Origin of the sequence: Kaistia dalseonensis (assembly GCF_030814715.1) — a bacterium.
In the GTDB taxonomy this organism is placed as follows: domain Bacteria; phylum Pseudomonadota; class Alphaproteobacteria; order Rhizobiales; family Kaistiaceae; genus Kaistia; species Kaistia dalseonensis.
The window spans coordinates 103,883-129,311 of record NZ_JAUSVO010000001.1 but is presented as its reverse complement, the minus strand read 5'-3'; the positions used below and the strand labels follow the sequence as shown (position 1 = coordinate 129,311).

Annotated in this window: 24 protein-coding genes; 14 read left to right on the top strand and 10 right to left on the bottom strand. The window is 64.3% G+C overall.

Annotated features, from left to right (window positions below):
• Positions 1 to 164: 164 nt before the first annotated feature.
• Positions 165 to 1,919 carry an alkaline phosphatase gene (locus QO014_RS00590; protein WP_266346713.1) on the bottom strand — a complete coding sequence of 585 codons (1,755 nt, stop codon included), beginning with the start codon at positions 1,917 to 1,919 and terminating at the stop codon, positions 165 to 167.
• Between the two features lie 143 nt (positions 1,920 to 2,062).
• Positions 2,063 to 2,701 (bottom strand): Crp/Fnr family transcriptional regulator, encoded by a 639-nt coding sequence (locus QO014_RS00585; protein WP_266346712.1) that lies wholly within the window; start codon positions 2,699 to 2,701, stop codon positions 2,063 to 2,065.
• A 261-nt stretch (positions 2,702 to 2,962) separates the two neighbouring features.
• Here QO014_RS00585 and QO014_RS00580 point away from each other — a divergent pair, with 261 nt between their 5' ends.
• From QO014_RS00580 to QO014_RS00555, 6 genes are all read left to right on the top strand, one after another.
• The gene (locus QO014_RS00580) at positions 2,963 to 4,396 is read left to right on the top strand and encodes a DUF1254 domain-containing protein (protein WP_266347747.1); all 1,434 of its coding nucleotides are present in this window, start codon (positions 2,963 to 2,965) and stop codon (positions 4,394 to 4,396) included.
• A gap of 257 nt (positions 4,397 to 4,653) precedes the next feature.
• The gene (gene rpsF, locus QO014_RS00575) at positions 4,654 to 5,127 is read left to right on the top strand and encodes a 30S ribosomal protein S6 (protein ID WP_266346711.1); all 474 of its coding nucleotides are present in this window, start codon (positions 4,654 to 4,656) and stop codon (positions 5,125 to 5,127) included.
• Positions 5,127 to 5,393, top strand: coding sequence for a 30S ribosomal protein S18 (rpsR, locus tag QO014_RS00570; RefSeq protein ID WP_266346710.1), 267 nt, complete (start codon positions 5,127 to 5,129; stop codon positions 5,391 to 5,393). The genes rpsF and rpsR overlap by 1 nt, the downstream gene beginning before the upstream one ends.
• A gap of 217 nt (positions 5,394 to 5,610) precedes the next feature.
• A complete protein-coding gene (locus QO014_RS00565; RefSeq protein WP_266346709.1) occupies positions 5,611 to 6,558 on the top strand; it encodes a YybS family protein in 948 nt (315 codons plus the stop codon).
• A 43-nt stretch (positions 6,559 to 6,601) separates the two neighbouring features.
• Positions 6,602 to 7,156, top strand: coding sequence for a 50S ribosomal protein L9 (rplI, locus tag QO014_RS00560; protein WP_266346708.1), 555 nt, complete (start codon positions 6,602 to 6,604; stop codon positions 7,154 to 7,156).
• A 227-nt stretch (positions 7,157 to 7,383) separates the two neighbouring features.
• Complete coding sequence (locus QO014_RS00555) at positions 7,384 to 8,643, top strand: cyclopropane fatty acid synthase (RefSeq protein ID WP_266346707.1); 1,260 nt, start codon at positions 7,384 to 7,386, stop codon at positions 8,641 to 8,643.
• Positions 8,644 to 8,707: 64 nt separating this feature from the next.
• Here the strand turns inward: QO014_RS00555 and QO014_RS00550 are convergent, their stop codons facing one another.
• Both QO014_RS00550 and QO014_RS00545 read right to left on the bottom strand, forming a co-directional pair.
• On the bottom strand, positions 8,708 to 9,922 hold the full coding sequence (locus QO014_RS00550) for a DUF1501 domain-containing protein (RefSeq protein WP_266346706.1): 1,215 nt from the start codon (positions 9,920 to 9,922) through the stop codon (positions 8,708 to 8,710).
• Between the two features lie 16 nt (positions 9,923 to 9,938).
• A complete protein-coding gene (locus QO014_RS00545) occupies positions 9,939 to 11,429 on the bottom strand; it encodes a DUF1800 domain-containing protein (protein ID WP_266346705.1) in 1,491 nt (496 codons plus the stop codon).
• A gap of 264 nt (positions 11,430 to 11,693) precedes the next feature.
• Here QO014_RS00545 and QO014_RS00540 point away from each other — a divergent pair, with 264 nt between their 5' ends.
• Positions 11,694 to 13,181 (top strand): replicative DNA helicase, encoded by a 1,488-nt coding sequence (locus QO014_RS00540; protein WP_266346704.1) that lies wholly within the window; start codon positions 11,694 to 11,696, stop codon positions 13,179 to 13,181.
• Between the two features lie 6 nt (positions 13,182 to 13,187).
• Here QO014_RS00540 and QO014_RS00535 read toward each other — a convergent pair whose 3' ends face one another.
• On the bottom strand, positions 13,188 to 13,604 hold the full coding sequence (locus QO014_RS00535; protein WP_266347746.1) for a VOC family protein: 417 nt from the start codon (positions 13,602 to 13,604) through the stop codon (positions 13,188 to 13,190).
• Positions 13,605 to 13,707: 103 nt separating this feature from the next.
• Between QO014_RS00535 and alr the strand changes: the two genes are divergently transcribed.
• From alr to QO014_RS00510, 5 genes are all read left to right on the top strand, one after another.
• A complete protein-coding gene (alr, locus tag QO014_RS00530) occupies positions 13,708 to 14,838 on the top strand; it encodes an alanine racemase (protein ID WP_266346703.1) in 1,131 nt (376 codons plus the stop codon).
• Positions 14,838 to 16,283, top strand: coding sequence for a DNA repair protein RadA (radA, locus tag QO014_RS00525; RefSeq protein ID WP_266346702.1), 1,446 nt, complete (start codon positions 14,838 to 14,840; stop codon positions 16,281 to 16,283). The genes alr and radA overlap by 1 nt, the downstream gene beginning before the upstream one ends.
• Positions 16,284 to 16,330: 47 nt before the next feature.
• Complete coding sequence (locus tag QO014_RS00520; protein ID WP_266346701.1) at positions 16,331 to 17,053, top strand: CvpA family protein; 723 nt, start codon at positions 16,331 to 16,333, stop codon at positions 17,051 to 17,053.
• A gap of 41 nt (positions 17,054 to 17,094) precedes the next feature.
• The gene (gene purF, locus QO014_RS00515; protein ID WP_266346700.1) at positions 17,095 to 18,561 is read left to right on the top strand and encodes an amidophosphoribosyltransferase; all 1,467 of its coding nucleotides are present in this window, start codon (positions 17,095 to 17,097) and stop codon (positions 18,559 to 18,561) included.
• Between the two features lie 74 nt (positions 18,562 to 18,635).
• A complete protein-coding gene (locus QO014_RS00510) occupies positions 18,636 to 19,373 on the top strand; it encodes an SDR family NAD(P)-dependent oxidoreductase (RefSeq protein ID WP_266346699.1) in 738 nt (245 codons plus the stop codon).
• A gap of 7 nt (positions 19,374 to 19,380) precedes the next feature.
• On the opposite strand, the gene QO014_RS00505 is transcribed toward QO014_RS00510, so the two are convergent.
• The 4 genes from QO014_RS00505 to panB all read right to left on the bottom strand — a co-directional run bounded on the left by QO014_RS00505 (position 19,381) and on the right by panB (position 23,763).
• Complete coding sequence (locus QO014_RS00505; RefSeq protein WP_266346698.1) at positions 19,381 to 20,397, bottom strand: hydroxyacid dehydrogenase; 1,017 nt, start codon at positions 20,395 to 20,397, stop codon at positions 19,381 to 19,383.
• A gap of 42 nt (positions 20,398 to 20,439) precedes the next feature.
• Positions 20,440 to 21,846: a ribosome biogenesis GTPase Der gene (gene der, locus QO014_RS00500; RefSeq protein ID WP_266346697.1), complete on the bottom strand. Its 1,407-nt coding sequence runs from the start codon at positions 21,844 to 21,846 to the stop codon at positions 20,440 to 20,442.
• A gap of 257 nt (positions 21,847 to 22,103) precedes the next feature.
• Positions 22,104 to 22,781 (bottom strand): tetratricopeptide repeat protein, encoded by a 678-nt coding sequence (locus QO014_RS00495; RefSeq protein ID WP_266346696.1) that lies wholly within the window; start codon positions 22,779 to 22,781, stop codon positions 22,104 to 22,106.
• A 163-nt stretch (positions 22,782 to 22,944) separates the two neighbouring features.
• Positions 22,945 to 23,763, bottom strand: coding sequence for a 3-methyl-2-oxobutanoate hydroxymethyltransferase (gene panB, locus QO014_RS00490; RefSeq protein WP_266346695.1), 819 nt, complete (start codon positions 23,761 to 23,763; stop codon positions 22,945 to 22,947).
• A gap of 252 nt (positions 23,764 to 24,015) precedes the next feature.
• Between panB and QO014_RS00485 the strand changes: the two genes are divergently transcribed.
• Entirely contained in the window at positions 24,016 to 24,459 is a 444-nt protein-coding gene (locus QO014_RS00485; RefSeq protein ID WP_307257261.1) for a L,D-transpeptidase, read from the top strand.
• Between the two features lie 167 nt (positions 24,460 to 24,626).
• On the top strand, positions 24,627 to 25,094 hold the full coding sequence (locus tag QO014_RS00480) for a L,D-transpeptidase (protein WP_266346694.1): 468 nt from the start codon (positions 24,627 to 24,629) through the stop codon (positions 25,092 to 25,094).
• A gap of 75 nt (positions 25,095 to 25,169) precedes the next feature.
• On the opposite strand, the gene QO014_RS00475 is transcribed toward QO014_RS00480, so the two are convergent.
• Positions 25,170 to 25,427, bottom strand: coding sequence for a DUF1467 family protein (locus QO014_RS00475; protein WP_266346693.1), 258 nt, complete (start codon positions 25,425 to 25,427; stop codon positions 25,170 to 25,172).
• Positions 25,428 to 25,429: the final 2 nt, after the last annotated feature.

Sequence of the window (25,429 nt, the reverse complement as noted above, 5' to 3'; positions counted from 1 at the left end):
GTCCCGACAGCACAGCAAGGCCACCGCCGAGAACTAGGCGGCGTGATATCGGAGCCGTTTTCGTCATCGGTTTCCACTCATGGAGGCGGCCCCGGGCACAGATGCCCGGAGCCTTGCTTCGATAGACCATGCCGGCCGACGAGACGTCAGACGGCACCGGACGATCAGTTCTTGGCCGGAGCGAGCGCCATGGCGTCGACGAGGACGCGGTAGACATCGCTCTGTTCCATGTAGCCCTTGAACTCGTCCGCGCCCGGGCCGACGGCCTGCAGCACGACGTCGTCGACCGCATGCACCGCGGTGTCGGACGAGCGCGGCAGGTTGCCGATGCGCAGAACAGCACCGGGAACGTCCTTGTAGGCTTCGTTGGCGACATATTCCTTCTTCTCGTTCTGGACGGAAGGCTGGAACGGGCCATCGAGCTTGGGACGGAAGGTTTCGTAATAGTCCGGGAAGTTGTTCGCGAAGATCGCCAGGCGGCGCGAGACGTCGACGCTATCGGGATAGCCGTCGCCATTCTCGTCCTTGTAATTCGGGAAGCCGGCCTTCTCGTAGACGCCGACCTTCTCGCGCATGTCGTCGCCAGGCTTCTCGTCGTCGATCGTGCCGATGAGCGAGATACCGTGGGTGTGATCGCCGGTCACAACAAGCAGCGTATCGGGATGGGTCTTGATGAACTCGCGGACGAGGCCAATCGTCTTGTCAAACTCGATGGTCTCGACGATCGCACGCTCCCAATCCATCGGATGGGACATCTTGTCGACCGATGCGCCCTCGACCATCAGGAAGAAGCCGTCCTGGTTCTTCGAGAGTTCGCCGAGCGCGACCTTGGTCATCTCGACGAGGCCGGGCTGGTTCGGGAACTTGTCGACGGTGCCCTTCTTGAGGAAGTCACGATCGAGCGTCACGTCCATGTTGCCGGTATGGAACAGGCCGAGGATCTTGCCGGTATTGGTGCCGGACGCGGCTTCCAGTTCGTTCTTGTCGGTCGCCAGCGCATAGCCGGCGTCCTTGAACATGGCGACGAAGTCCTTGTCGTCCTTGCGCTTGGAGCCGGGCGTCTCCTTCGGCAGGAAATAGGCGGAGCCGCCGCCGAGCAGGACTTCGGGCTTGACGTCATAGAGCATGCCGACGATGTCGGCCTTGTCGGCGCGGCGGCGCGTATGCGAGACGACGGCGGCCGGCGTCGCGTCCTCGACTTCGGCGCCGGTGACGATACCGATCGACTTCTTGGTGGTGCGGCGCAGCGCCTCGGCGATGTTCTCGACGCGCGGATCGTCGAGGCTGTCGGGCGTGCGGTCGGCATAGACGCCAATCGCGTTCACAGCCGTCTTGTGGCCGGTCATGTAGGCCGACATCGTGTTGGCGCTGTCGGTGGCGATCGAATCGGTCGCCGAGGTGCCGATGAAGGCACGCAGGTCGACATCGTCGAGGTTCAGGCGACCGTCGGCCTTACCTTCGGTCATGTGCTTCGACATGATGCGGGCGGCCGTGCGATGGGCGACCGAAAGGCCGTCGCCGAGCATGAAGATGACGTTCTTGACCTTGGGCTCGGCCGGCGTGGCGTAGACGGTCCAGGTGACCGCCTTCTTCTCGTCGCCAGCGGAGGCTTCGACCGTGTATTCGCCGGGCGCTGCGATCATCAGCTTGCGCAGCGTGACGGCCGATCCGAGCTTCTTGTCATCCTTGCCGACTTCGGCTTCGGTGAAGGTCACGTCAGAGCCGAAGACTGCCTTGTAGTCCTGGCCGTTCACCGTGATCTTGACGTCTTCGGGCTTCACATTCTCCTTGAACTCGACCTTGAAGTCGAAGGGCGAGCCGGCGAGGATCGTGGCACGATCGAGCGGATAAACGGTCGCAGCCTGGGCCGCGCCGGTGAGCATGGTCGTCGCCGCAAGGGCGAGCAGCATCTTGCGCATCGGAAACCTCATCAATTGGGGTGACCGCGTCCGCGGCCGACAGACCGGAACTAGGACGTACGCATGACGTGCATGTGAAAGCGCCGACGAAATCTGGGCGCGAATGCTCGGCATTCGACGGCCCGCAGGTCTGCGGCGGACGTCTATGCCAGGAGCAGGCTCGCCAGTCCGCCCGGGTTCTCGACCACCAGGCCCTGAGGGGTCACGACCAGCAAGCCGCGCGACGCAAGGCGCTGGATAATCGTGCCGGCGGTGTTGCGGGACATGTTCGCGGCTGCGGCCAGTTCGCCCTGGCTGATCGGCAGCAAGGTCAGCGGCGGGCCGGCCGCCGGCGTCCGGTGGCCGCTCATGCGCAGGATCACCGCGATGAGCCGCCGTTCGCTGCCGCGGATCGCGAGGTCGGCCGCAATCAGGGCCGCCAGGTCGCCATAGCTTGCCGCCAGAAAGAACATGTTGGGCCACCAGGCCGGCGTCGCGGCCAGCATGGCCATGAGCCGTCGACCAAGAATCTGTGCCAGCCAGCCACTGGTCCGCGCCGTTGCCGTGGCCCGTCGCGGCTCGCCCGTCATCAGCGGTCCATAGCCGAGCCAGAAGGGAGGGCGCGCCAGATGCAGCATGGTTGGCGTGTCGGACGTGCCGAGACCGCTTGTGATGGCAAGCGCGCCCTCGCACAGACAGAGCAGTTCGTCCCCTCCCTCGCCCGAGAGCGTGACGTGCTGCCCGGCATCGAACCGCCGCCAGTTTGCCTCCGCCAGCAGTTCCTTCCGGAAATCCGGCGCCACGCGGGATAGCCAGCCATATTGGAGAAGCGTGTTCTCCCATCGGGCCACCGACGGAGCGGCGCGTTCGGATATGCGGTTTTTCATCATTCTGCCTGCCCAAAATTGGGCATCAGACTAACGGGCACTCGGCTAAAATCCAATGAGGCGACGCAGACCGCCACCAAGCTCAATGGAGATTCGCCCATGACCCGCACAATCAAGCCCCCCTTCAGCGAAAGTCGAGTTCGTCCGGAGTCAGACTTAGGAAACGTCTTCGATAGAATTCGGCTTACACGGCGCGCCTTGGCGCTCGGCGGTCTGGGCCTGATGACGGCTGCCGCCATGCCGAGCCGCAGCTTCGCGTTCGATGGTCCGCTGATGGACATCTCCGAGGACAGCGAAGATTTCTCGATCGCCTCCGACGCCTATATCTATGGCTATCCGCTTGTCACAATGGAAATGACCCGGCGCGTGGTCACCAACGTGGCGGAGCCGGTCGGCACACGCGGGCCGATGGGCACGATCATCAAACTGCGCCAGTATCCCGATGCGAGCTTCCGCGACGTGACGGCGCCGAATGCCGACACGCTTTACACGACGGCCTTTTTCGACGTCGGCGATGAACCGTGGGTTCTGAGCGTTCCCGACATGAAGGACCGCTATTTCCTTTTGCCATTCCTCAGCGGCTGGACCGACGTCTTCGCCGTGCCAGGCAGCCGCACGACCGGAACGAAGGCCCAGACCTTCCTGATCACCGGACCCGGCTGGACGGGAACGATTCCGGACGGCATGTCGGAGCTGAAGTCCCCCACCGCGATCGTGTGGCTGCTCGGACGCATCTACTGCACCGGTACACCTGAGGACTATGCGGAGGTCCACGCGTTGCAGGACCAGTTCAAGCTGCAGCCATTGAGCACCTGGGGCAAGGACTATACGCCGCCCGCCGGCAAGGTGGACCCGTCGATCGACATGAAGACGGCCGTGCGTGATCAGGTCAACCACATGCCCACCGCGGAGTATTTCAAGCTGCTCGCCGATCTGCTGAAGCGCAATCCCCCCGCGCCCGAAGACGCACCGGCACTGGAGCAGTTCAAGCTGATCGGCCTCGAGGCCGGCAAGGATTTCGATCCGAAGTTCATCGACCGGCGATGGGACAAGCGCGTGCCCGCACTTTCCTATGATCGCGTCATGCTGCATTTCGCGTCCAAAGACGGAGACATGACGCGTCAGAACGGCTGGAACTACACCACCAAGACGGGCCTCTACGGCACCAATTACATCCAGCGTGCTCTTATTACCGCCATCGGCCTGGGCGCCAACCGGCCGGAGGACGCCGTCTACCCGACATCGCTGAAGCCTTCGCTGCTCGAGGACTATGAGGGCAAGCACAAATATACGCTGCGCTTCGACAAGGGGCAGTTGCCGCCGGTCAAGGGCTTCTGGTCGCTGACGATGTATGACGAACAGATGTTCTTCGTCGCGAACCCGATCAACCGCTATTCGATGAGCCTGCGGACCAATCCGACATACGAGGCCGATGGATCGCTGGTCATCTACATCCAGAATGAAAGCCCGGGTCCAGACAAGGAAGCCAATTGGCTCCCCGCGCCCAAGGGCAAGTTCCACCTGATGCTGCGCCTCTACTGGCCGGACGAGAACAAGCCCTCGATCATCGACGGGTCCTGGGTCATCCCTCCGGTCACGAAGGCAGGCTGAGGTTCCATTGCGATATGACCGCCGCCGGATGCGATCTGGCGGCGGTCTATCGGCAACCCTTGCCATTCCGTCCTTTCCCGTATATGCACCCCCCGTCGTCATGACACCCGGCCGGGGGTTGAACGGAAGGCGGTGCATACCGCAGGGATCACAGGATCCCGTCTTCCCGTGTCTCCGCTCTCGAAGTACGTACCGATCAAGCCTTTCTCGAAGGCTTCGGTGAGGCTTGGCGCCGGGAAGCGAAAAGGAAGGGCAATATGCCGCTTTATGAACACGTGTTCCTGTCCCGTCAGGACGTTTCGGCCCAGCAGGTCGAAGCGCTGACCGAGACCTTCAAGGGCATCCTCGAGGCCAATGGCGGCTCCGTCGCCAAGGTCGAGCAGTGGGGCCTGAAGTCGGTTGCGTTCCGCATCCGCAAGAACCGCAAGGCTCACTACACGCTGATGAACATCGACGCCCCGGCAGCCGCCGTGGCCGAGCTGGAGCGCCAGCAGCGCATCAACGAAGACGTTCTTCGCATTCTCACCATCCGCGTCGAAGAGCTCGAGGAAGGCCAGTCGGCCATGCTCCAGAAGCGCGATCGCGACGATGGCGATCGTGGCGGCCGCTTCGGCGATCGTGGCGACCGTCCGCGCAGCGGCGGCTTCCGCGGCGGCGACCGTGATGGCGGTGGCGGCGGCTTCCGTGGCGAGCGTCGCCCGCGTGGCGAAGACAGCGAAGGAGCTGAATAATGGCTGAGTTCGGTAGCACCACCAGCACTTCGTCGGGCGGCCAGCGTCGTCCGTTCTTCCGTCGCCGCAAGACCTGCCCGTTCTCGGGCCCGAATGCGCCGAAGATCGACTACAAGGACGTTCGCCTCCTGCAGCGCTACATCTCCGAGCGCGGCAAGATCGTTCCGTCCCGCATCACCGCCGTTTCGGCGAAGAAGCAGCGTGAACTTGCTCAGGCGATCAAGCGCTCGCGCTTCCTGGGCCTCCTGCCCTACGTGATCAAGTAAGCGAAAGGCCGCTTCGCGCGGTCGATTTGCGATTTGAGCGAGCCGGCGGCCCTGTCGCCGGCTCGCCATTTGCCACCAAAGGCGGAAAGTTTGAGCCCTTTCGGGCTTGACGTATGCCTTCACGGGCAAGGCTTGGGCCTTCAAAGGCAAGACTTGGTTGGGGCAGACCGGTTTCCGGATCCGTCTCTAACCGCTCTCGCAGCGGGACAGCGATCATATGGCGCGCAATATCCTCATAGGCCTCGGGGCCGGTCTGGCGGCGGCACTGCTCTTTGCCGCGCTGATCAGCGGGACCGCGCTCGCTTTCCCCCTCTTCATGCTTTCACCGCTGCCCATCGCCATTGCGGGCCTCGGCTTCGGCACGCTCTCCGGCGTGGTCGGCGCGGCGCTCGCCTCGGCGCTGATCGGCGCTGCCATCGGACCGATCGCCGGTGGCCTCTATCTCGTATTGTTCGCAGCTCCGATTGCCTGGGCGGCGCATCTGATCGGCCTGTCACGGACGCTCGATGGCGAGCCTCCGGTGCGCGAGTGGTTCCCGCTCGACGCGACGCTGCTGCGCCTCAGCCTGGCAGTTGCAGTCGCGATCGTGATCGCGGGTTACGCGCTCGGCTATGATCCCGAGACGCTGATCGACCAGACGCTGACCGTGATCCAGGCATGGCTCGCCCAGGATGCAGGCGGCAGCGCGCCATCGCGGGCCGAACTCGAGCCGCTGGTCCGCTTCAACATCACCCTGATGCCGTTTACCGCCGCCAGCCTGACGCTCGGCATTCTCGTGCTGAATGCCTGGGCCGGCGCGCGCATCGTCAAGATGTCCGGCATGCTGCAGCGTGTCTGGGCTCCAGTCTGGACCGTGGTCCTCCCGCCCGTGGCCGCGGGCGCGCTCGGGGCGGCCCTGGTGGCGAGCTTCGTCCTCCCCGGTGGCATCGGACATTCGGCGGCCGCGATTGCGGGCGCCATCGGCTTCGGCTTCGCGCTGACCGGCTTTGGCTGCCTCCATGCACTGCTGATCGGACGTCCGCTACGCTCGGCCATCCTTTTCGTCGCCTACGCGCTCAGCTTCGTCTTCGTGCTGCCCATCGCCTTGATGGCCGCGCTTGGCGTCGCTGACACCTTCTTCCATTTCCGTGCGCGCCGTTTCGCCGGTCGCGCCGGCATGCCGTGAATTCAACAACAACAGCAACAAACGCAATTAAAGGAGCAATCAAATGGACGTTATTCTGCTGGAACGCGTCGCCAAGCTTGGCCAGATGGGCGAAGTCGTGCGCGTCAAGGACGGCTTTGCCCGTAACTTCCTGCTGCCCACGGGTAAGGCGCTGCGCGCCACCGAAGCCAACAAGAAGCGCTTCGAGGCCGAGAAGGTGCAGCTCGAGGCCCGCAATCTCGAGCGCAAGAAGGACGCCGAGGCGATCTCGGAGAAGCTGAACGGCCAGTCCTTCGTCGTCGTTCGCCAGGCCGGCGAGACGGGCCAGCTCTACGGCTCCGTGTCGAGCCGCGACGTTGCCGATCTGGTCACCGAGGCCGGCTTCAGCGTCAGCCGCAATCAGGTCGTGCTCGAGCAGCCGATCAAGACGATCGGCCTGCACACGATCATCATCGCCCTCCATCCGGAAGTCGAATCGACCGTGACGGTCAACGTCGCCCGCAGCGCCGACGAAGCCGCCCGCCAGGAGAAGGGTGAGGATCTCACCGTTCGCGAGACCTTCGAGCTCGAGCCGCTCGAGGATGAAGAAGGCTTCGAGGACGAAGCCGAGGAAGCCTGACGGTATCCAATACCCAAAGGAAGCCTTAGTTTTTCTGGGAGGCGCGCCGAGCAATCGGCGCGCCTCTTTTTCATTCCTCCAAGTGTTGTTTTAAGGTCACGCCCACCCGCTTGAAATTACGGCGAAATCGGGGCTACCATCGTTTGTGACAGGCAGATGATGCCAAGTTCTCAACCGAAGCCGAGCCCGGCTATCCGGGCCCCCCACAGAAAGGGCGGCGGATCATCATGAACCGGTTGCTCGCCGACTATCTCTCCAAGTCCCTCAAGAAGGGATCCTTGGAACTGGTTGACGCCAAAGGAACGGTCTACCGCTTCGGCGACGGGACCGGCCAGCATGTTCGAGCGCGCTTCACATCGAAGTCCGCCGAGCGCGGCGTGGTCCTCAATCCCGAGTTGAAGCTCGGCGAAGCATTCATGGATGGGGGCTTGGTCCTCGACCAAGGCTCGATCTACGATTTCCTTGAGGTCGTGCTGCAGAATATGGGCGGCACGGGACGAGCGTGGTGGTGGCGCGTCATCTACCATTTCCGTGTCTGGACGCGCCGCTTCCGCCAGTGGAATACGCCGTTCCGTTCGCGGCAGAACGTCGCCCATCATTATGATCTGGACGGACGGCTCTATTCGCTCTTCCTCGACAGCGACCAGCAATATTCCTGCGCCTATTTCGAGACGCCGGACAGTTCGCTGGAAGAGGCGCAGCTCGCCAAGAAGCGCCATCTGGCCGCCAAGCTTGCTCTGGCGCCGGGTCAGCGCGTGCTCGACATTGGCTCCGGCTGGGGCGGTCTCGGTCTTTATCTCGCGAGCCGTGCCGATATCGACGTCACGGGCGTGACGCTATCGGAGGAACAGCACAAGGTCTCGAACGCGCGGGCGCAGGAGCAGGATCTCGCTCATCGCGCCCGGTTCCTGCTGCAGGACTACCGGTCGCTGAAGCCCAAATTCGACCGCATCATCTCTGTCGGCATGTTCGAGCATGTCGGTGTCGGCCATTTCTCGGAGTATTTCGAGAAGGCGCGGGATTTGCTCGCCGATGATGGCGTCATGGTGCTGCATTCGATCGGCCGGTTCGACATGCCCGGCGAGACGAACTCCTGGATTCAGAAATACATCTTCCCGGGCGGCTACATTCCATCGCTCTCCGAAGTGCTTCCAGCGATCGAGAAGGCGGGCCTCAAGGTCACCGACATCGAGATTCTTCGTCTTCACTATGCGGAGACCCTTCGTGCGTGGCGCGAACGCTTCATGGCGCGGCGTGACGAAGCGCTCGCGCTGTACGACGAGGCCTTCTGCCGGATGTGGGAGTTCTATCTCGCCGCGTCCGAGACCGCCTTCCGCTATCAGGACATGATGATCTTCCAGATTCAGCTCGTTCGCGACCAGAACGCGCTGCCCCTGACACGCGACTATATCTGGCAGGCGGAAGAGGCGTTGCGGCGCCGCGACCAGGCCGGCCAGCGCCCTTCCCTCAAGATCGCCGGGGAATAGACAGACAACGCTGCCCCCCTTCATCGTCGCGTCGATGACGGGAGGCAGCGCGTCAGTTCCAGTCTTATGCGATGAGGTCGTCGATCGGCTTCACGCCGATGCTGTCCGGGAAGATGCGGGTCGAGAGCGTCGCCTCTGATATTCCGAGATGATCGCGCAGTACGCCTTTCAGGACGCCCCGCAGATCGGTCGTCGCGGCGAGGTCTCGCCCCTGATAGAGTTGGCTCGGCTTGAGGCCCGGCCAATCGGCGAGCACGCGACCGCCCTTGACGGCGCCTCCCATCAGGAAGGCCGTGGTCGCCGTGCCATGGTCGGTTCCCTCGGTGCCGTTTGTTCGCGCGGTACGGCCGAATTCGGTCATCACCGCGACGACCGTGTCGCTCCAGACGGGCGCCAGTTCCGCGGCGAGGCCATCGAGCGCGCCGTCCAATGCCGCGAGCAACTTGCCGAGGCGGCCATCCTCCGGTCCTTCATTGGCGTGCGTGTCCCAGCCATCATAGCTGAGCGCGGCGAGCCTCGGCCCGTCCTCTTCCGCGAGCAGGCGTGCGGCGCCGACCGAAATGCGGCGAAAATTGACGTCGAGCCCACCGCCTTTGATCTGTGATCCACCGGCCGCCATCTTGTCGACCATGCGCCCGGCCGAAAAGACCCGGCCAAGCTCGGGATCGGCATGGGTGTAGAGGTCCATCAACCGGTCGGCAGTGTCCATGCCCGCCGGCTGGAGCCCCGCCGGCATCCATGTGAAGACGGGCGCACGACCGCGCAGCACGAGCGGCACAGTGGCGCTCACCGCCAATCCTTCGGTCGGCCGAACCGCCCCACCTTTCGGTAAGGCGTCGGCCGCCCGGTTGAGCCATCCGTCACGGCTCATGCGAGGCCCTGCCATGCCGCTCTCCAGCACGTCCTGACCGTCGAAATGCGAACGGTCGCGATAGGCCGAGGCCGCCGCGTGCACGATCAGGGCTTCGCGCTTCTGATAGCGGGCGTGGAGGTTCGGCATGGCGTCATTGAGGGCGAAGAAGCCACCGAGCGGCAGCGTGCCGCCCTGCCCCGGACTGCCAATGGCGAGATCGCCACGCAGCTCCGGATACTCTGGATCAGCGATCGGAGGCACCACCGCAAGACCGTCGAGCGCGCCCCGCAGGATCACCACGACGAATCGCGGGTCGCGCGTGCCGGCAAAGGCGAAGCGCGGCATCTGGGCCCAGGCGACGAAGGCGCCGGCTCCGGCGAGGAAGAGACGACGGCTCGGCCGCAGCAGACCGTCATTAGCATTCATCGCGTGTTCCATCGGATCAGCTCCACTGAAATTCGGGCGACATGACGAGCAGGGCCGCAGCCTGCCTGGCCGATTCGGCTCGCCGGATGGCCTGCACCGTCTCCTGCGAGGCGCCGACGCCCAGAATGTCGACTGTCCAAGCCATGGGATCGCTCGCGAGCGCGGCCTGCTGTGCGAGGCGATCGGCAATATCGAGCCGACTCGTCAGCCCGTCCGGTGCCAGCCATGTTCCGGCGTCGTCGTGGAAGCCTTCGGGGGATGGGGGCGTCCAATAGGGCTGGCCCAGCACATTCAGGAACTGGATGACGCGCTGTGCCTCGAGATCGACGTCCAGCGCTCGGATCGAGGCCGTCAGGAAGCGTTGCGGCGTAGTGAATTTCCGGCCCGGTGCCCAGGCCTCGTCGGACCGTACCAGTGTTTCGGCAATGGCCTTCAGATCGCCGCCGGAACTGGTGAACTTCGCGGCGATGCGGTCCACCAATGCCTGTGGTGGGTCGTCCGCGACGAAATGACGGGCAAGCTTCCCGGCAATGTGACGGGCGGTTGCCGGATGCACCGCGAGATCATGCAGGATCGACAGCCCCTGTCCTTCATTCCCGACGGGATAGTCGACATCGGCCCGGTAGACCTTGCCCATGACGGTCTGGTCGCCGGGCTCATGCAGATTGGGTTGAAAGCGGAAGACGCCGGCATCGGCGCGTTCGACATTCCGCTCGAAGGTCCAGCCCGTCAGGATACGGGCAAAGGCGGTGACATCCGACTGGCTGTAGCCGCCGTCGACGCCGATCGTGTGGAGTTCCAGAAGCTCACGTGCGTGGTTCTCATTGAGGCCACGGTCGCGCTTCTTGCCGGCCCGCGAATCCGGGCCGATCGAGCCGGCATTGTCGAGCGACAGCAGCATCGCCGGATGGCGGGTCGCTGCAACGAGCATGTCCTCGAAGCGGCCAAGCACGAAGGGCCGTATCGCTTCGCGTTCGAAAGCGCCGGCAAGACCACGGACCATTTCATCCTTATCCGCCTGTACGGCGAAATGGTTGGTCCAGAATAAGACCAGTCGCTCGACGAAGCCGATCGAGACAGCACGCTGGCGGGCCGTTCGGGCATCGATCTCGTCGCGATAATAAGCCTGCGGCACGGAGGGAGGCGTCGGGACGTCGGCCTTTGGCTTTGGCGCAGCGCTCGCAATTTCACCGGCAGCCATGGCGGTCATGCCAGGCATTGGCGCGACGGGCGCACCGCTCGGCCCGGTGGCGCTCATGGCGGCCATTTCGGCCTGCACCTTCTTCTCGGTGTCGCGCTTGAGCCTCCGATCCATCTGATAGTCGCGGATGGCGATGAAACCCTGCGAGGTATTCGGCAGGTCGGCATCGTCAAGGATGGCGATATCCGTTGTCCCGAGCTCTGCGAGCAGAGCACCGCGAGGGTCGCTCGCGATCTTCTCGATGTCCCCGGGCCTCGGGCCGAGGCCGAAACGGTGCAATGCGGTCCTTGCGCTTTCCGCGTCCATGCCGTGCTCCCATGATGATCCGGCACCCCAGCCATGACCCCAGCACGCCACGCGCCGGCGAACCCTACGCGCGCTGTTCAAATAAACTGGATAAGGGGTGGAAACATGGGGCAGAGAATCGGTCCATTGCCGCAGTTTTGCTCAATGCAAGAGAGAGCATGTGGCTTGAGCCGCCTCTGTTGATAACGTGTACGATTGATATGAGCGTTTGAGTCGCGTCGGCCCCTGCCGCTAACTACCTGCCGGGGATTGAGGGCGAGAACGATGAACCTGCCAGCGCGTGCGATACAATCTCAGCCTGTCGAACTCTATCGGCAGCAACCGCATAACATCGAGGCCGAGCAGGCGCTCCTCGGCGCCATCCTCGTGAACAATGAGGCGTTCTACCGCGTCTCGGATTTTCTCGAGGCCGGCCATTTCCACGAGCCGATTCATCGGCAGATCTACGAGATCACGTCGCAGATCATCCGCCAGAACAAGGTGGCGACGCCGGTCACGCTGAAGAGCTTCCTGCCGCCCGACCTCGCCATTGGCGATCTGAACGTGCCGCAATATCTCGCCCGCCTCGCCGCCGAGGCGACGACGATCATCAATGCGGAGGATTACGGTCGCGCGATCTACGATCTCGCCATTCGCCGCTCGTTGATCGGCATTGGCGAGGATGTCGTCAACATCGCCTATGACGCGCCAATCGACATGCCGCCCCGCGCGCAGATCGAGGATGCCGAGCGTCGGCTGTTCGCGCTCGCCGAGACGGGGCGCTATGATGGCGGCTTCCACTCGTTCGAAGACGCGCTCAAGAACGCCATCGACATGGCGAGCGCCGCCTATCAGCGCGACGGCCACCTGTCGGGCATCGCAACCGGGCTCGACGACCTCGACAAGCAGATGGGCGGCCTGCAGCCCTCCGATCTGATCGTGCTCGCTGGCCGCCCGGCCATGGGCAAGACATCGCTCGTCACGAACATCGCCTACAATGTCGCGAAGGTCTATCGCGGTGAATTGCAGCCTGATGGTTCGATGAAGACCGTGAATGGCGGCATTGTCGGCTTCTTCTCGCTGGAAATGTCGGCCGAACAGCTCGCGACCCGTATCATCGCCGAGCAGTCGGGCGTCTCTTCCTCGCATATCCGCCGCGGATCGATCGACGAGAACCAGTTCGCCCGTGTCGTCGCAGCATCGCGCGAAATGGCGCGCATACCGCTCTATATCGACCAGACGGGCGGTCTCTCGATCGCCCAGTTGACGGCCCGCGCGCGCCGGCTGAAACGCCAGCGCGGCCTCGATCTCCTTGTCATCGACTACCTGCAGCTGCTGCAGGGTTCCGGCAAGGGACAGGCCAACCGCGTGCAGGAGATCACCGAAATCACGACCGGCCTCAAGGCCTTGGCCAAGGAACTCGCCGTTCCGGTGATCGCGCTGTCGCAGCTCTCGCGCCAGGTCGAGGCCCGTGACGACAAGCGGCCGCAGCTCTCGGACTTGCGCGAATCCGGCTCGATCGAGCAGGACGCCGACGTGGTGATGTTCGTCTATCGCGACGAATATTATCTGAAGGGCAAGATGCCGAAGGAAGGAACCGAAGAGTTCTTCAAGTGGCAAGCCGAGATGGAGCAGGTCGCCGGCATCGCCGAGGTCATCATCGGCAAGCAGCGTCACGGCCCGACCGGCACGGTGCCGCTCCAATTCGAGGCCGAAGTGACGCGCTTCTCCAACCTCGTCCGCCGCGATCATCTGCCGGAAAGCTATGAATGACGCGCGTCAGCGCTTGAGCTCGAGCAGATCCCATCTGTTGCCGAAAATGTCCTCGAAGACGGCGACTGTGCCGTAGCTTTCCTGGCGGGGAGCTTCGAGGAAGCAGACACCGCGCGCGGTGAACAAGGCGAAGTCGCGCTCAAAATCAGTGGTATGCAGGAAGAAGGCGACGCGGCCTCCGGTCTGATCGCCGATGCGTCCGGCCTGGGCTTCATTGGCGGCCTTGGCCAGCAGAAGCCGCGCGCCGTCTGAACCGGCCGGCGCAACCAGAACCCAGCGCTTGTCTGGTCCGAGCGGCGTATCCTCGACCAGGTCGAAATCCAGCACGCCGGTGAAATAGGCTATGGCGCGATCATAGTCGTCTACGACGAGGGTGACGTAGCCGAGATGACGAGCAGTCTGCTGCAATGACGGCCTCCGCATCATCGTCGCGAGAAAGCCGCGAAGAGCAGCGATCATAGTGCTAAAGCGGACAGTATCGATGCCGATCTGCCGGCCGCTGATGGAATCACATAAGCTTGCTCCAATGAACAATCTGCACCAAGCCGATACCTCGTCGCGCTCCATAGCGGGCGGCCGCCTGACCGTGGATCTCGGCGCGCTCGCCGATAATTGGCGCGTGCTCGCGCAGCGCGCCGGCGGCGCAGAGACTGGAGCCGCGGTCAAGGGCAATGCGTATGGCATTGGACTCGAGCCGGCTGTCGTCGCGCTCGCTGCCGCCGGTTGCCGCACGTTCTTCGTCGCCCTGCCGGCAGAGGGTCTGCGCTTGCGGGCGGCACTTCCCGAGGCGACGATTTACGTCCTGAACGGCCTTGCCGAAGGATCAGCCCACACCCTCGCCGATAAGGACCTGAGGCCCGTGCTCGGCTCGCTCGCCGAGATCGAGGAATGGGCCGCCTATCGCGCCGGCGGCGGGCGCGGCCTCGCCGCCCTTCATGTCGACACGGGCATGAACCGGCTCGGCCTGACGCTCGACCAGGCTGGCGCGCTGGCGCAATTGCCGGAGAGCGCACGCTCGCTCGGCCTTTCCCTCGTGATGAGCCATCTCGCCTGCGCCGATACGCCGGATCACCCGTTGAATGCGCGCCAGCTTGGCCATTTCGGTGCGGTCGCGGCTCTCTTCCCGGATGTCCCGGCGTCGCTCGCTCATTCTGCCGGCATCCATCTCGGGTCCGACTATCATTTCAACCTCGTCCGGCCGGGCATCGCGCTTTATGGCGGCGCCTTCATGCGGGACGAAGCACCGCTTCGCACGGTCATCACCGTCGAGACGCGGATCATTCAGGTCCGGGTCGTTCCCGAGGGCGAGACCGTCGGCTATGGCGCGACGCAGACGACGAGACGGACCAGCCGGATAGGCATTCTCTCGACGGGCTATGCCGATGGCTATCTGCGCGCCGCAAGCTCCAGCGATCTGCGGCCGGGCGCCAGCGTCTTTGTCCATGGCAAGTCGGCGCCGCTTTTCGGACGCGTCTCCATGGACCTCATGGCGATCGACCTGACCGACATACCCGACGCCGCACGCGGCGATTTCGTCGAGCTTTTCGGCCCGAACATCGCGATCGATACGGTCGCGGCTTCGGCCGGCACCATCGGCTATGAGTTCATGACCAGTCTCGGCGATCGCTATGAGCGCCACTATGTCGGAGGCGCGTAGTGGCCAAGGCCAAGCTCCAGTTCATCTGCCAGAATTGCGGTGCCGCCAGCCCGCGCTGGCAGGGGCGCTGCGAATCCTGCGGCGAGTGGAACACCCTCGTCGAGGAGAATGCGGCCGGCGGCATCGGCGGCGGACCCGCGCGGAGTGGCCGGAAAGGCCGCGTCGTGCCGCTCGAGCCGTTGCATGGCGAAAGCGCCGAGGCGCCTCGCGTCCCGACCGGCATTGCCGAACTCGACCGCGTGACGGGTGGCGGTTTCGTGCGCGGATCGGCGCTCCTCGTCGGCGGCGATCCCGGCATCGGCAAATCGACGCTGCTGCTGCAAGCATCGGCGGCGCTGGCCGAGCGCGGGCAGCGGGTCATCTACATATCGGGCGAAGAAGCCGTCGCGCAGGTCCGCCTCAGGGCCGAGCGCATGGGCGTTGCGCGTGCACCGGTCGCGCTCGCGGCTGAGACGTCGGTCGAAGACATATTGACGACGCTGGAGGCCGGCCCGAGGCCGGCACTGGTGATCGTCGATTCCGTTCAGACGCTCTGGACCGAGCAGGCCGATTCGGCGCCGGGGACGGTGACGCAGGTCCGCGCATCGGCGCAGGCCATGATCCGCTATGCCAAGCAATCCGGCGCAACCGTCGTCCTGGTTGGACACGTCACCAAGGACGGCCAGATTGCCGGTCCGCGCGTCGTCGAGCACATGGTGGACGCCGTGCTCTATTTCGAGGGCGAAGGCGGCCATCATTTCCGCATCCTGCGTGCAGTCAAGAATCGTTTCGGCGCGACCGACGAGATCGGCGTCTTCGAGATGACGGGCAGCGGCCTGCGCGAAGTACCAAACCCGTCGGAGCTCTTTCTCGGCGAACGCAACGCTTCCTCGCCCGGCGCGGCGGTCTTCGCCGGGATGGAAGGCACCCGCCCCGTCCTCGTCGAAATCCAGGCGCTCGTCGCCCCCTCGCCGCTCGGCACGCCACGGCGCGCCGTAGTCGGCTGGGACAGCGGCCGCCTCGCCATGGTGATCGCCGTGCTCGAATCGCATTGCGGTGTGCGGCTCGGGCCGAATGACGTTTATCTTGCGGTGGCCGGCGGCCTCAAAATCGCTGAGCCGGCTGCCGATCTCGCGGTCGCCGCAGCGCTCGTATCCTCGCTCTCCGGTATTGCTCTGCCGGCTGATTGCGTCTATTTCGGCGAGGTGAGCTTGTCGGGCGCCGTCCGGCCGGTCGTGCATGCCGCGCAGCGCCTGAAAGAGGCGCAAAAGCTTGGTTTTGCCCGTGCCGTCCTGCCGGCCGCATCGATGGACAAGACGACGAACGCCGATCCCGGATCGCAGGGCATCAGCCAACTCGCCGAACTCGTCGCATCGATCGCCGCTTCGGGCTCGCGGCCGGCCCAGAAGGCCGTACCGGATGAGCCGGTCAGGCGACGTCCGACCGTCGCCGAAGTGGCGGATTGAAGAGAGCGCGAAGCGGACGGCGCGCAGGCGGAGGGGTCACCGTATAAATGTCGATCACCATCCTTGATGGCGTCGTCCTGGTCGTAATCCTGATCTCCGCCATGCTGGCCATGGTGCGCGGCTTCGTGCGCGAGGTCCTGTCGGTCGTCTCCTGGGTTCTGGCGGCTGCGGCCGCCTATTATTTCTATAAATCGCTCCTGCCCTATGTGGAGCCCTATATCGCGAACAAGAACATCGCGATCATCGCCACGGCCGCAGGCATTTTCTTCGTCGCGCTGCTGATCGCCAGCTTCATCGCGATGAAGATCTCCGACTTCGTGATCGACAGCCGCGTCGGCCTGCTCGACCGCACGCTGGGCTTCGTGTTCGGCCTCGCCCGTGGCGTGCTTTTGGTTGTCATAGCGTTCAGTTTTCTGAACTGGATTCTGTCGGATCGCCAGCCCGATTGGGTGGCAAATGCCCAAAGCGCTCCTATCTTGAAGAAGCTCGGTGATCAGTTGGTCGCCGCGCTGCCGGAAGATATCGAAAAGACGATCCAGGAACGACTGCACGGCGCGAGCGAGGAAGCGACGCCGCCGGCAGAGGCACCCGCGGATTCGCCAGACACATCGGGGTCGGCCACGACACCGGGTGGTGCGGCGGACCAGCCGGCACCGAGCTATGGCGGGACCGAACGCCAGAATCTGGACAATCTGATCGGCAATGGGAACGACACGCCACCGGCTGAAGAACCGGACCAGGGAACGAGCCAGGGGCAACCCAAACCTTGAGGCGAAGCGCGCCAGTCGCTTCGTCCGTCACGAGGATGGATATGGACGATTTCTCGATGCTGCCTATGGCGGCGGATGACGACCGCCTTCATGAAGAGTGCGGCGTGTTCGGCGTGTTCGGTCATGACGACGCCGCGGCGCTCACGGCGCTTGGACTGCATGCCCTGCAGCATCGCGGCCAGGAAGCCGCCGGCATTGCCGCCCATGATGGCCGTCGGTTCTCGATCGAGCGCCATGCCGGCCTGGTGGGCGACACCTTCACGCGCAAGGCTGTGATCGATCGCCTGCCCGGTCGACGCGCCATCGGCCATAATCGCTATTCCACCACGGGCGGCGCCGGCATGCGTAACGTCCAGCCTATGTTCGCCGAGTTCGCCGGCGGCGGCTTCGCCGTGGCGCATAATGGCAATTTGACCAATGCGATGATCCTGAAGCGCGAATTGCAGCGCCGCGGCTCGCTCTTCCAGTCCACCTCCGATACCGAGACGATCATCCATCTGATCGCGACCTCGAACCATGGCCAATTGCTCGACCGTTTCGTCGATGCGATTCGGCGCATTGAAGGGGCTTATTCGCTCGTCGCACTCTCCGAGAAGAAGATGCTCGGCTGCCGCGACCCGCTTGGTGTCCGTCCGCTTGTCCTCGGCAAGCTGGATGAAGCCTGGGTGCTCGCCTCCGAGACCTGTGCGCTCGACATCATTGGCGCGAACTATGTCCGCGACATCAAGCCGGGCGAAGTCGTCATCATCACGGATGAAGGCATTGAAAGCCTGTTTCCGTTCGAGAAGAGCCGCTCACGCTTCTGCATCTTTGAGTATGTCTATTTCGCCCGGCCGGATTCCTCGGTCGATGGACGCGGCGTCTATGCCGTGCGCAAGCAGATCGGCGCCGAGCTCGCCCGCGAGAGCGGCATTCCCGCCGATGTCATCGTGCCCGTGCCGGATTCCGGCGTTCCGGCCGCGATCGGCTATGCCGAGGCCTCCGGTATCCCCTTCGATCTCGGCATCATCCGCAATCACTATGTCGGCCGCACCTTCATCGAGCCGACCGACGCGATCCGCCATATGGGCGTGAAGCTGAAGCACAACGCCAATATGGGCGTGCTCAAGGGTAAGCGCGTCGTGCTGGTCGATGATTCGATCGTGCGCGGCACGACCTCGATGAAGATCGTGCAGATGGTGCGCGAGGCCGGCGCGGCCGAAGTCCATATGCGGATCGCCAGCCCGCCCACGACCGATTCGTGCTTCTATGGCGTCGACACGCCGGAGAAGTCGAAGCTGATCGCCTCCCATATGACGATCCCGGAAATGGCGAGCTACATCAAGGCTGACAGCCTCGCCTTCATTTCGATCGACGGGCTCTACCGTGCCGTGGGCGAAGCGAAGCGCAACGGCGATGCACCGCAGTTCTGCGATGCGTGTTTCACCGGCGACTATCCGACCCGGCTCGCCGACTATGAGGATCGCGGCAAGGTCCAGACCCTGCCCCGCCTCGCCGAGGCCAGCTGATCCTGCTTTTGCCTCTCCCGTTGGAGAGGTAAAGGAGGGTCCCGCGTTTCATCTTCCCGACTCTGGACCCTTCCATGGCTTCTCCCGATCTATCCGGCCGCATCATCGTCGTCACGGGCGCCTCGCGCGGCATTGGCTGGAATGCCGCCGTAGCGCTCGGCGCGGCCGGCGCGCATGTGATCGCCATCGCCCGCACCGTCGGCGCGCTCGAGGAACTGGACGACGCCATCCGGGCCAAGGGCGGCAGCGCGACGCTGGTGCCGCTTGACCTGCGCGACCTCGACGCCATCGACCGGCTCGGCCTTTCGATCTATGAGCGCTGGGGCAAGCTCGATGGCCTCCTTGGCAATGCCGGCCTGCTCGGTCTGATCACGCCTGTCGGCCATCTCGACCCCAAGGAATGGAACGACGTCATGACGGTGAACGTCACGGCGAACTATCGCCTGATCCGTTCTCTCGATCCGCTATTGCAGCGTTCGGACGCCGGGCGGGCGCTCTTCCTGAGCTCGGGCGCGGCGGAGAAGTGCCGACCGTTCTGGGGCGCCTATTCGACATCGAAGGCGGCGCTCGAAGCGCTGGTGCGCACCTATGCGGCGGAAGTCGCTTCGACCTCCGTGCGCGTCAATCTGTTCGAGCCGGGGCCGCTGCGCACGCAGATGCGCGCCAAGGCACGACCGGGCGAGGATCCGCAGACGCTGAAACACCCGAGCGCCGTGGCGCCCGACCTCGTCCGCATGCTGTCGCCGGAATTCCACGATCACGGCACACGCTTCGAATTCCCGACCAATTCGGTGACGCACTTCCTCGATTAGGTCGGTATTATTCGCTGACTGCGCCGACGGCATTGACGTCCGTAAGCCGCTCCAGCACATCGCGGTTCACCAGCCGGTCGAGCACGATCGACCGCTGCGCAAACCATGACACGATATTCTCGGCGCCGAGCACTGCCATGCGATCGAGCGTGGCGGCCGTCTCCGCCGCGATATGTGGCGTGATGATTGTATTGGGTGCTGCAAGCAGCGGGTTGGCTTCCGTCGGCGGTTCCGTCGAAAGCGTGTCGAATGCCGCGCCGCCGAGACGGCCGGAGCGGAGCGCGTCGGCGACGTCGGCCTCGTTGATCAAGGCGCCCCTCGCCGTGTTCACCAGCAGCGCACCCGGCTTCATCATCGCGATCGCCGCGCCGTTGATGAAGCCGCGCGTCGCCGGATTGAGCAGGCAATGGAGGCTGACGATATCGGCTTCGGCCAGCAGCCTTTCCGTCGAGACGATCGTCACATCAGGTCGAGCCTTGGGAGCGGCATCCGGACGACCCGACGCAATGACCCTGAGCCCCAGCGCTTGCGCGATAGCGGCCACGCGACGCCCGATGCGGCCAAGCCCGATAATGCCGAGCGTCTGCCCGCGCAGTTCCGTCCCGAGATAGGCGCCACGGTCCCAGATCCCTGCCTTCACGCGGCCATCGAGCCGGACAATGTTGCGCCGGAGGGCCATGATCAGCGCGATCGTCATCTCGGCCGTGGCATCAGCGTTGGCGTCCCCGGCCGTCATCACCGGGATGCCCCGCTCCGTGGCGGCAGCGAGATCGACGCTGTCGACGCCGGCACCCATCTTGGAGATCATGGCGAGGCCATCGGCGACGGCGAGGACGGCGCGACTCAGGGGTGGATTGGCGCGGACCAGCAGCGCGTCGAAGCCGCCTCCGGAGAGTGCTCTCACCATGCGAGCCTCGTCGATCGGCCCGCTCATCGTCTCAAGACTTGCACCGGCGGGTTCGAGGATCCTGCTCGCGGCGTCGACCAGATCGTCGCCAGTCATCAGGACACGGATGGTCTTCATCGCCGACGGCTCCGCGAATAAGTTCGTTTGGGCGAAGAAGCGCTAGCGCTTCTTCGCCTTGTCCTCATAGGGATTTTCGCCCTTGCGAAGCGTCAGCCGCAGCGGAACGGCGTCGAGCTTGAAGGTCTCACGCAGTCCGTTCAGCAGATAGCGCGTGTAGGATTCCGGCAGCGCCTCGGGGCGGGAGCAGAAGGCGACGAAGGTCGGCGGGCGCGCCTTTGGCTGCGTCATGTAGCGCAGCTTGATGCGGCGGCCGGACACTGCGGGCGGCGGATGATGCTCGAGCACGCTCGCGAGCCAGCGATTGAGCGCCGCCGTCGGCACACGGCGGTTCCACGTCGCGTAGACCCGCAGCACCTCGGCCATCAGCTTGTCGATGCCCGCGCCCGTCAGGCCGGAGATCGGCACGAGCGGCACGCCGCGAACCTGCGGCAGCAGCCGTTCGGCCATCTCGCGCAGTTCAGCCATCGCCTTCTGGCGATCCTCGATGAGGTCCCATTTGTTGAGCGCTATAACCAGCGCCCTGCCCTCGCGCGCGACGAGATCGGCGATCTGCAGGTCCTGCTTCTCGAACGGCATCGTCACATCGAGCGTCAGCACGACGACCTCGGCGAAACGGATCGAGCGGAGCGCGTCACCAACGGAGAGCTTCTCTAGCTTCTCCTCGACACGGGCCTTCTTGCGCATGCCGGCCGTATCGAACAGCTTGATCGGGCGGCCCTGCCATTCCCAATCGACCGAGATCGAATCGCGCGTGATGCCGGCCTCGGGGCCGGTCAACATGCGGTCTTCGCCCAGCATGGTGTTGATCAATGTCGACTTGCCGGCATTGGGCCGGCCGACGATCGCGACCTTGATCGGGCGGGTCGGATCGACCTGCTCGACTTCCTCTTCCAGGGCGCTGGGATCGATGACGTCGTCATCGCCTTCGCCCTCATCCTCCAAGGCTTCTTCGAGCTGTTCGAAGGGCAGCAGGGCGGCGAAGAGATCGGCCATGCCGACGCCGTGCTCGGCCGAAAGCGCCACAGGCTCGCCAAAGCCGAGGCTATACGCCTCCATCACGCCGGCCTCGCCCACCTTGCCCTCGGCCTTGTTGGCGACCAGGATCACGGGCTTGCCGACACGGCGCAGCAGTTCCGCGAAATGCTCGTCGATCGGCGTCACGCCCACGCGGGCGTCGATCAGGAAGAGCGAGACATCGGCCTCGGCGATCGCCATCTCGGTCTGGGCGCGCATGCGCCCTTCGAGGCTCGCCGGGTCGGCCTCCTCGAGGCCAGCCGTGTCGATGATCGTGAAATAGAGATCGCCGATCCGCGCCTCGCCGGGGCGACGGTCACGCGTCACGCCGGGCGTGTCGTCGACGAGCGCGATCTTCGAGCCGACGAGCCGGTTGAACAGCGTCGACTTGCCGACATTGGGTCGTCCGATAATGGCGGCGGTAAAACTCATGATGCGCCTCTTTCAGGCTCCTGGGTCATCTCTAGAGCATTTCCGCGAACTGCAGTCCGCTCAAGATACTCTATCGCTTTGTTCTGTCGCATTTTCTTCACGCGGTCCGTGATCCCCGTCGCTCGAAAACGCCAAGATGCGCGTTCCCCCGGACTGTGACCCGGACCGCGCAGAAACGGTTGGCCTCTATCAACGACAATGCCCGGGACGAGCCCGGGCATGACGGTCTCAACGTGTCAGTGACGCTCCGCCCGGCCTCAGCTCTTCGCCGCCGGGGCCGGCTCGCCCGTCTTGCCACGGATCAGTTCCAGCATCAGCTGCGCCCGGCTCTGCATCGCCTGCGAGGCGGTCGGATCGTCGCTGATTGCCTTGTAATAGCCCTCGGCAGCCGAGATGTCGCCGACACGCCAGGCCGTCAGTCCGAGCAATTCACGCGCGCTGTTGCGCCATGGACCGCCCGTTGCCGCCAGATCGTCGATCCGCGCCTTCATGGCTGCAAGATCGGACGTATCGACCAGAAGCAGCGCCGAACGCAGCCGCGCCAGCGATTTCAACAACGTCGGCGTCTTGCCATCCGCCGCGATCGCGTCAAAGGCCTTCACCGCATCATCGGTCTTGCCGGCAGCGGCGAGCTCGGACGCGGCACGGAACTGCGCGAGGACGGGATAGCCACCCGTGCCGGTCGCGGCGAGGTCGTTCAGCGCCTTGATCGCATCGTCATGCTTGCCGTCTTCGATGAGCTGCATGGCGGCCTGGAAGCGGTCGCCGGTCGCGGCAGCCTGCTTCTCGCGCCAATATTCCCAACCACGCCAGCCGGCAGTCGCGAGGACGATGAGGACCGCCGCCGCCAGGACATAGGGCCCAAAGCGGTTCCATAGCCTCTTGGCCTTTTCCCGGCGCAGGTCCTCTTCGACTTCGTGAAATATGTCCGTCATTGTTCCCGTTCCGGCACCGTCAGCGGCGCGCACCATATAGAAGCGGCCCTGCGCTGGCAAATAGCGCAGATGCACGCGGAGTCGGCAGAAATCTGCGCCCACGCCACGAGGCGCCGACTGCGCAACGCGCGGCCGTTGGCTTGTTTCGTTTTCGTCTCCCGGCTCAGTTCTTGACCTTGTAAACGTTCTCCGGAGTCGGGAACGTCCGCGCACGGACCTCGTCGGCATAGGACGAGACCGCCTCCTCGATCAGGCCAGCCAGGCTGCCATAGCGCTTGACGAATTTCGGCACGCGTGGCGAGAGGCCGAGCATATCTTCGAGAACAAGGATCTGACCGTCGCAATCGGGCGAGGCACCGATGCCGATCGTGGGAATCGGGACCGCCTGCGTGACAGCGCGCGCCACCGGCTCGACGACCCCCTCGACCACCATGGCGAAGGCGCCCGCCTCGGCGATCGCCTTGGCGTCGGCAAGCACCGCGGCGGCGCTCTCGTCGTTCTTGCCCTGGACCTTGAACCCACCCATCGTGTTGATCGACTGTGGCGTCAGGCCGATATGACCCATGACGGGAATGCCGCGCTCGGCCAGGAAGCGGACGGTCTCCGCCATGCGCACGCCGCCCTCCATCTTCACGGCGCCGCAACCGGTCTCCTTCATGACGCGCGCGGCCGACCGAAACGCTGCCGCCGGGCTTTCTTCATAAGAGCCGAAGGGCAGGTCGACGACGACCAGAGCGTGCGAGGACCCGCGCATCACGGCGAGCCCCTGCAGGATCATCATCTCCAGCGTCACGGGCACAGTCGTCTCGAGGCCGTGCATGACCATGCCGAGCGAGTCGCCTACCAGGATGAAGTCGACGAAACGGTCGATAATCGCCGCGGTATGGGCGTGATAGGACGTCAGGGACACGATCGGCGCTCCGCCCTTGCGGGCGCGGATGTCGATCGCCGTCACGCGGCGGACCGGGGCCTGGACGGACATTGGCATTCTCCCTCGGCGCAGGCGCGCCTTATCGAAACGCGGCGCACTCCGGCGCCTGAGACCGCGCTTCCCTAGCACGCTTCGCCGCGCCTTTCGACGGCCACGCGGCACTGGGCGCCTCCGCCCTTCCTTTCAAGCATTTGTGATTGTGATCGACGGTTCCGACCGTATTCCGCGACGGCGGCTTACCAGTTGTTCAACTCTGTCGGGCATGGTCCACTTCATTCCATCGAGCCTGTGGGTGAGGTTTCCATGCGCATGAGGTTTGCGTTCCATCGATTCTATCTCGGCGCAGCCTTTGCCATGCTGCTGATGGCATTTCCGGCAGCAGCGCGCGCCGAAGTCGTCGCGCGAATCAGTCTTTCCGCTCAGGAAATGGTGGTCTACATCGACGGAATGCCGCGTTATGACTGGCCCGTCTCCACCGCCCGTCCCGGCTATCGCACCCCGAAGGGAAGCTGGCGCCCGACCCGCATGCACCGCATGTGGTACTCGAAGAAATACGACAATGCGCCAATGCCGAATGCGATCTTCTTCCTCGGCGGCTATGCCGTGCACGGCACGCCTCATATCCGCTCGCTTGGCCGCCCGGCCTCGCATGGCTGCGTCCGGCTTCATCCCGACAATGCGCGCATGCTCTTCCAGATCGTCGCGGCGAACGGGATGCAGAACACTCGCATAGAAATCACACAGTAGAAAATTCCGACGAGAGAGCCCGGCTTTGTGACGATCTTCACTGACCTTAAAAGGTCTCTCGGCTAGAACAGCTTCCATGGACGGTCGCCTAGCCGGCGCAGTTCCAAACCATCAAAGAACCAACCGGCGCTGGGGCACGGCGCAGGTATCCGAACCGGAAAACAGCCATGATCGCACGTCTCGTCGCTTCCATCGCCCTGACCGCAGGGCTCGTCGTCGGCCTTGCCTCCACCAGCCAGGCCAACACGCTCTTCCCCGCCCCCGCCGGCGTCTATGCCAAGGTTTCGCTCTCGCACCAGACGATTGATGTGGTCGTCAACCATGGCGATGGCAAGCAGGACAAGTACAGCTGGCCGGTTTCGACGGGCCGCAAGGGCTATGAGACGCCTCCCGGCCAGTTCCGTCCGGACTATCTCTCGGCCGATCATCGCTCCAAGAAGTATGACGATGCGCCGATGCCCTTCGCCGTGTTCTTCAATGACGGCATCGCCGTCCATGGCACGACCGAAGTGAAGCGCCTCGGCAAGCCGGCCTCGCATGGCTGCGTGCGCCTGGACAAGGCGAATGCGGAGGTCTTCTTCAATGCCGTCGCCAGCGTCGGCATGGCGCGCACGGCGATCATCGTCGAACAGTAGTCCAACGACACGTTCGATCAGACACCATCCCGAAGGCCCTCGGTCACACCACCGGGGGCCTTTTGCTTTTCGGGTTCAGAACAGTTCGCTCAGCCGTTCCGGCGTCCAGCCCAGCACGGCATAGGAATACCAGAAGGCGAACAGTAAGACGGCGCTGACCACCGAGGTGATGATCGCCTTCCTGACGAGCATCGGCCTGATCGGCGCGCTATGCGCCGTGCCGAGCGTGACATCCCCCTCATCCGCCTGCGTGCGGATGCCGAAGGGCAGGATCATGAAGATCACCAGCCACCAGATGATGAAGTAGATCGCGATCAGGCTGTAGATCCGCAAGG

Coding starts and splice junctions, on each gene's coding strand:
- QO014_RS00590 (WP_266346713.1), bottom strand. CDS start 1,919: ATGCGCAAGATGCTGCTCGCCCTTGCGGCGACGACCATGCTCACCGGC.
- rpsF (WP_266346711.1), top strand. CDS start 4,654: ATGCCGCTTTATGAACACGTGTTCCTGTCCCGTCAGGACGTTTCGGCC.
- rpsR (WP_266346710.1), top strand. CDS start 5,127: ATGGCTGAGTTCGGTAGCACCACCAGCACTTCGTCGGGCGGCCAGCGT.
- QO014_RS00565 (WP_266346709.1), top strand. CDS start 5,611: ATGGCGCGCAATATCCTCATAGGCCTCGGGGCCGGTCTGGCGGCGGCA.
- rplI (WP_266346708.1), top strand. CDS start 6,602: ATGGACGTTATTCTGCTGGAACGCGTCGCCAAGCTTGGCCAGATGGGC.
- QO014_RS00555 (WP_266346707.1), top strand. CDS start 7,384: ATGAACCGGTTGCTCGCCGACTATCTCTCCAAGTCCCTCAAGAAGGGA.
- QO014_RS00550 (WP_266346706.1), bottom strand. CDS start 9,922: ATGAATGCTAATGACGGTCTGCTGCGGCCGAGCCGTCGTCTCTTCCTC.
- QO014_RS00545 (WP_266346705.1), bottom strand. CDS start 11,429: ATGGACGCGGAAAGCGCAAGGACCGCATTGCACCGTTTCGGCCTCGGC.
- QO014_RS00540 (WP_266346704.1), top strand. CDS start 11,694: ATGAACCTGCCAGCGCGTGCGATACAATCTCAGCCTGTCGAACTCTAT.
- QO014_RS00535 (WP_266347746.1), bottom strand. CDS start 13,604: ATGCGGAGGCCGTCATTGCAGCAGACTGCTCGTCATCTCGGCTACGTC.
- alr (WP_266346703.1), top strand. CDS start 13,708: ATGAACAATCTGCACCAAGCCGATACCTCGTCGCGCTCCATAGCGGGC.
- QO014_RS00520 (WP_266346701.1), top strand. CDS start 16,331: ATGTCGATCACCATCCTTGATGGCGTCGTCCTGGTCGTAATCCTGATC.
- purF (WP_266346700.1), top strand. CDS start 17,095: ATGGACGATTTCTCGATGCTGCCTATGGCGGCGGATGACGACCGCCTT.
- QO014_RS00510 (WP_266346699.1), top strand. CDS start 18,636: ATGGCTTCTCCCGATCTATCCGGCCGCATCATCGTCGTCACGGGCGCC.
- QO014_RS00505 (WP_266346698.1), bottom strand. CDS start 20,397: ATGAAGACCATCCGTGTCCTGATGACTGGCGACGATCTGGTCGACGCC.
- der (WP_266346697.1), bottom strand. CDS start 21,846: ATGAGTTTTACCGCCGCCATTATCGGACGACCCAATGTCGGCAAGTCG.
- QO014_RS00495 (WP_266346696.1), bottom strand. CDS start 22,781: ATGACGGACATATTTCACGAAGTCGAAGAGGACCTGCGCCGGGAAAAG.
- panB (WP_266346695.1), bottom strand. CDS start 23,763: ATGTCCGTCCAGGCCCCGGTCCGCCGCGTGACGGCGATCGACATCCGC.
- QO014_RS00485 (WP_307257261.1), top strand. CDS start 24,016: ATGCGCATGAGGTTTGCGTTCCATCGATTCTATCTCGGCGCAGCCTTT.
- QO014_RS00480 (WP_266346694.1), top strand. CDS start 24,627: ATGATCGCACGTCTCGTCGCTTCCATCGCCCTGACCGCAGGGCTCGTC.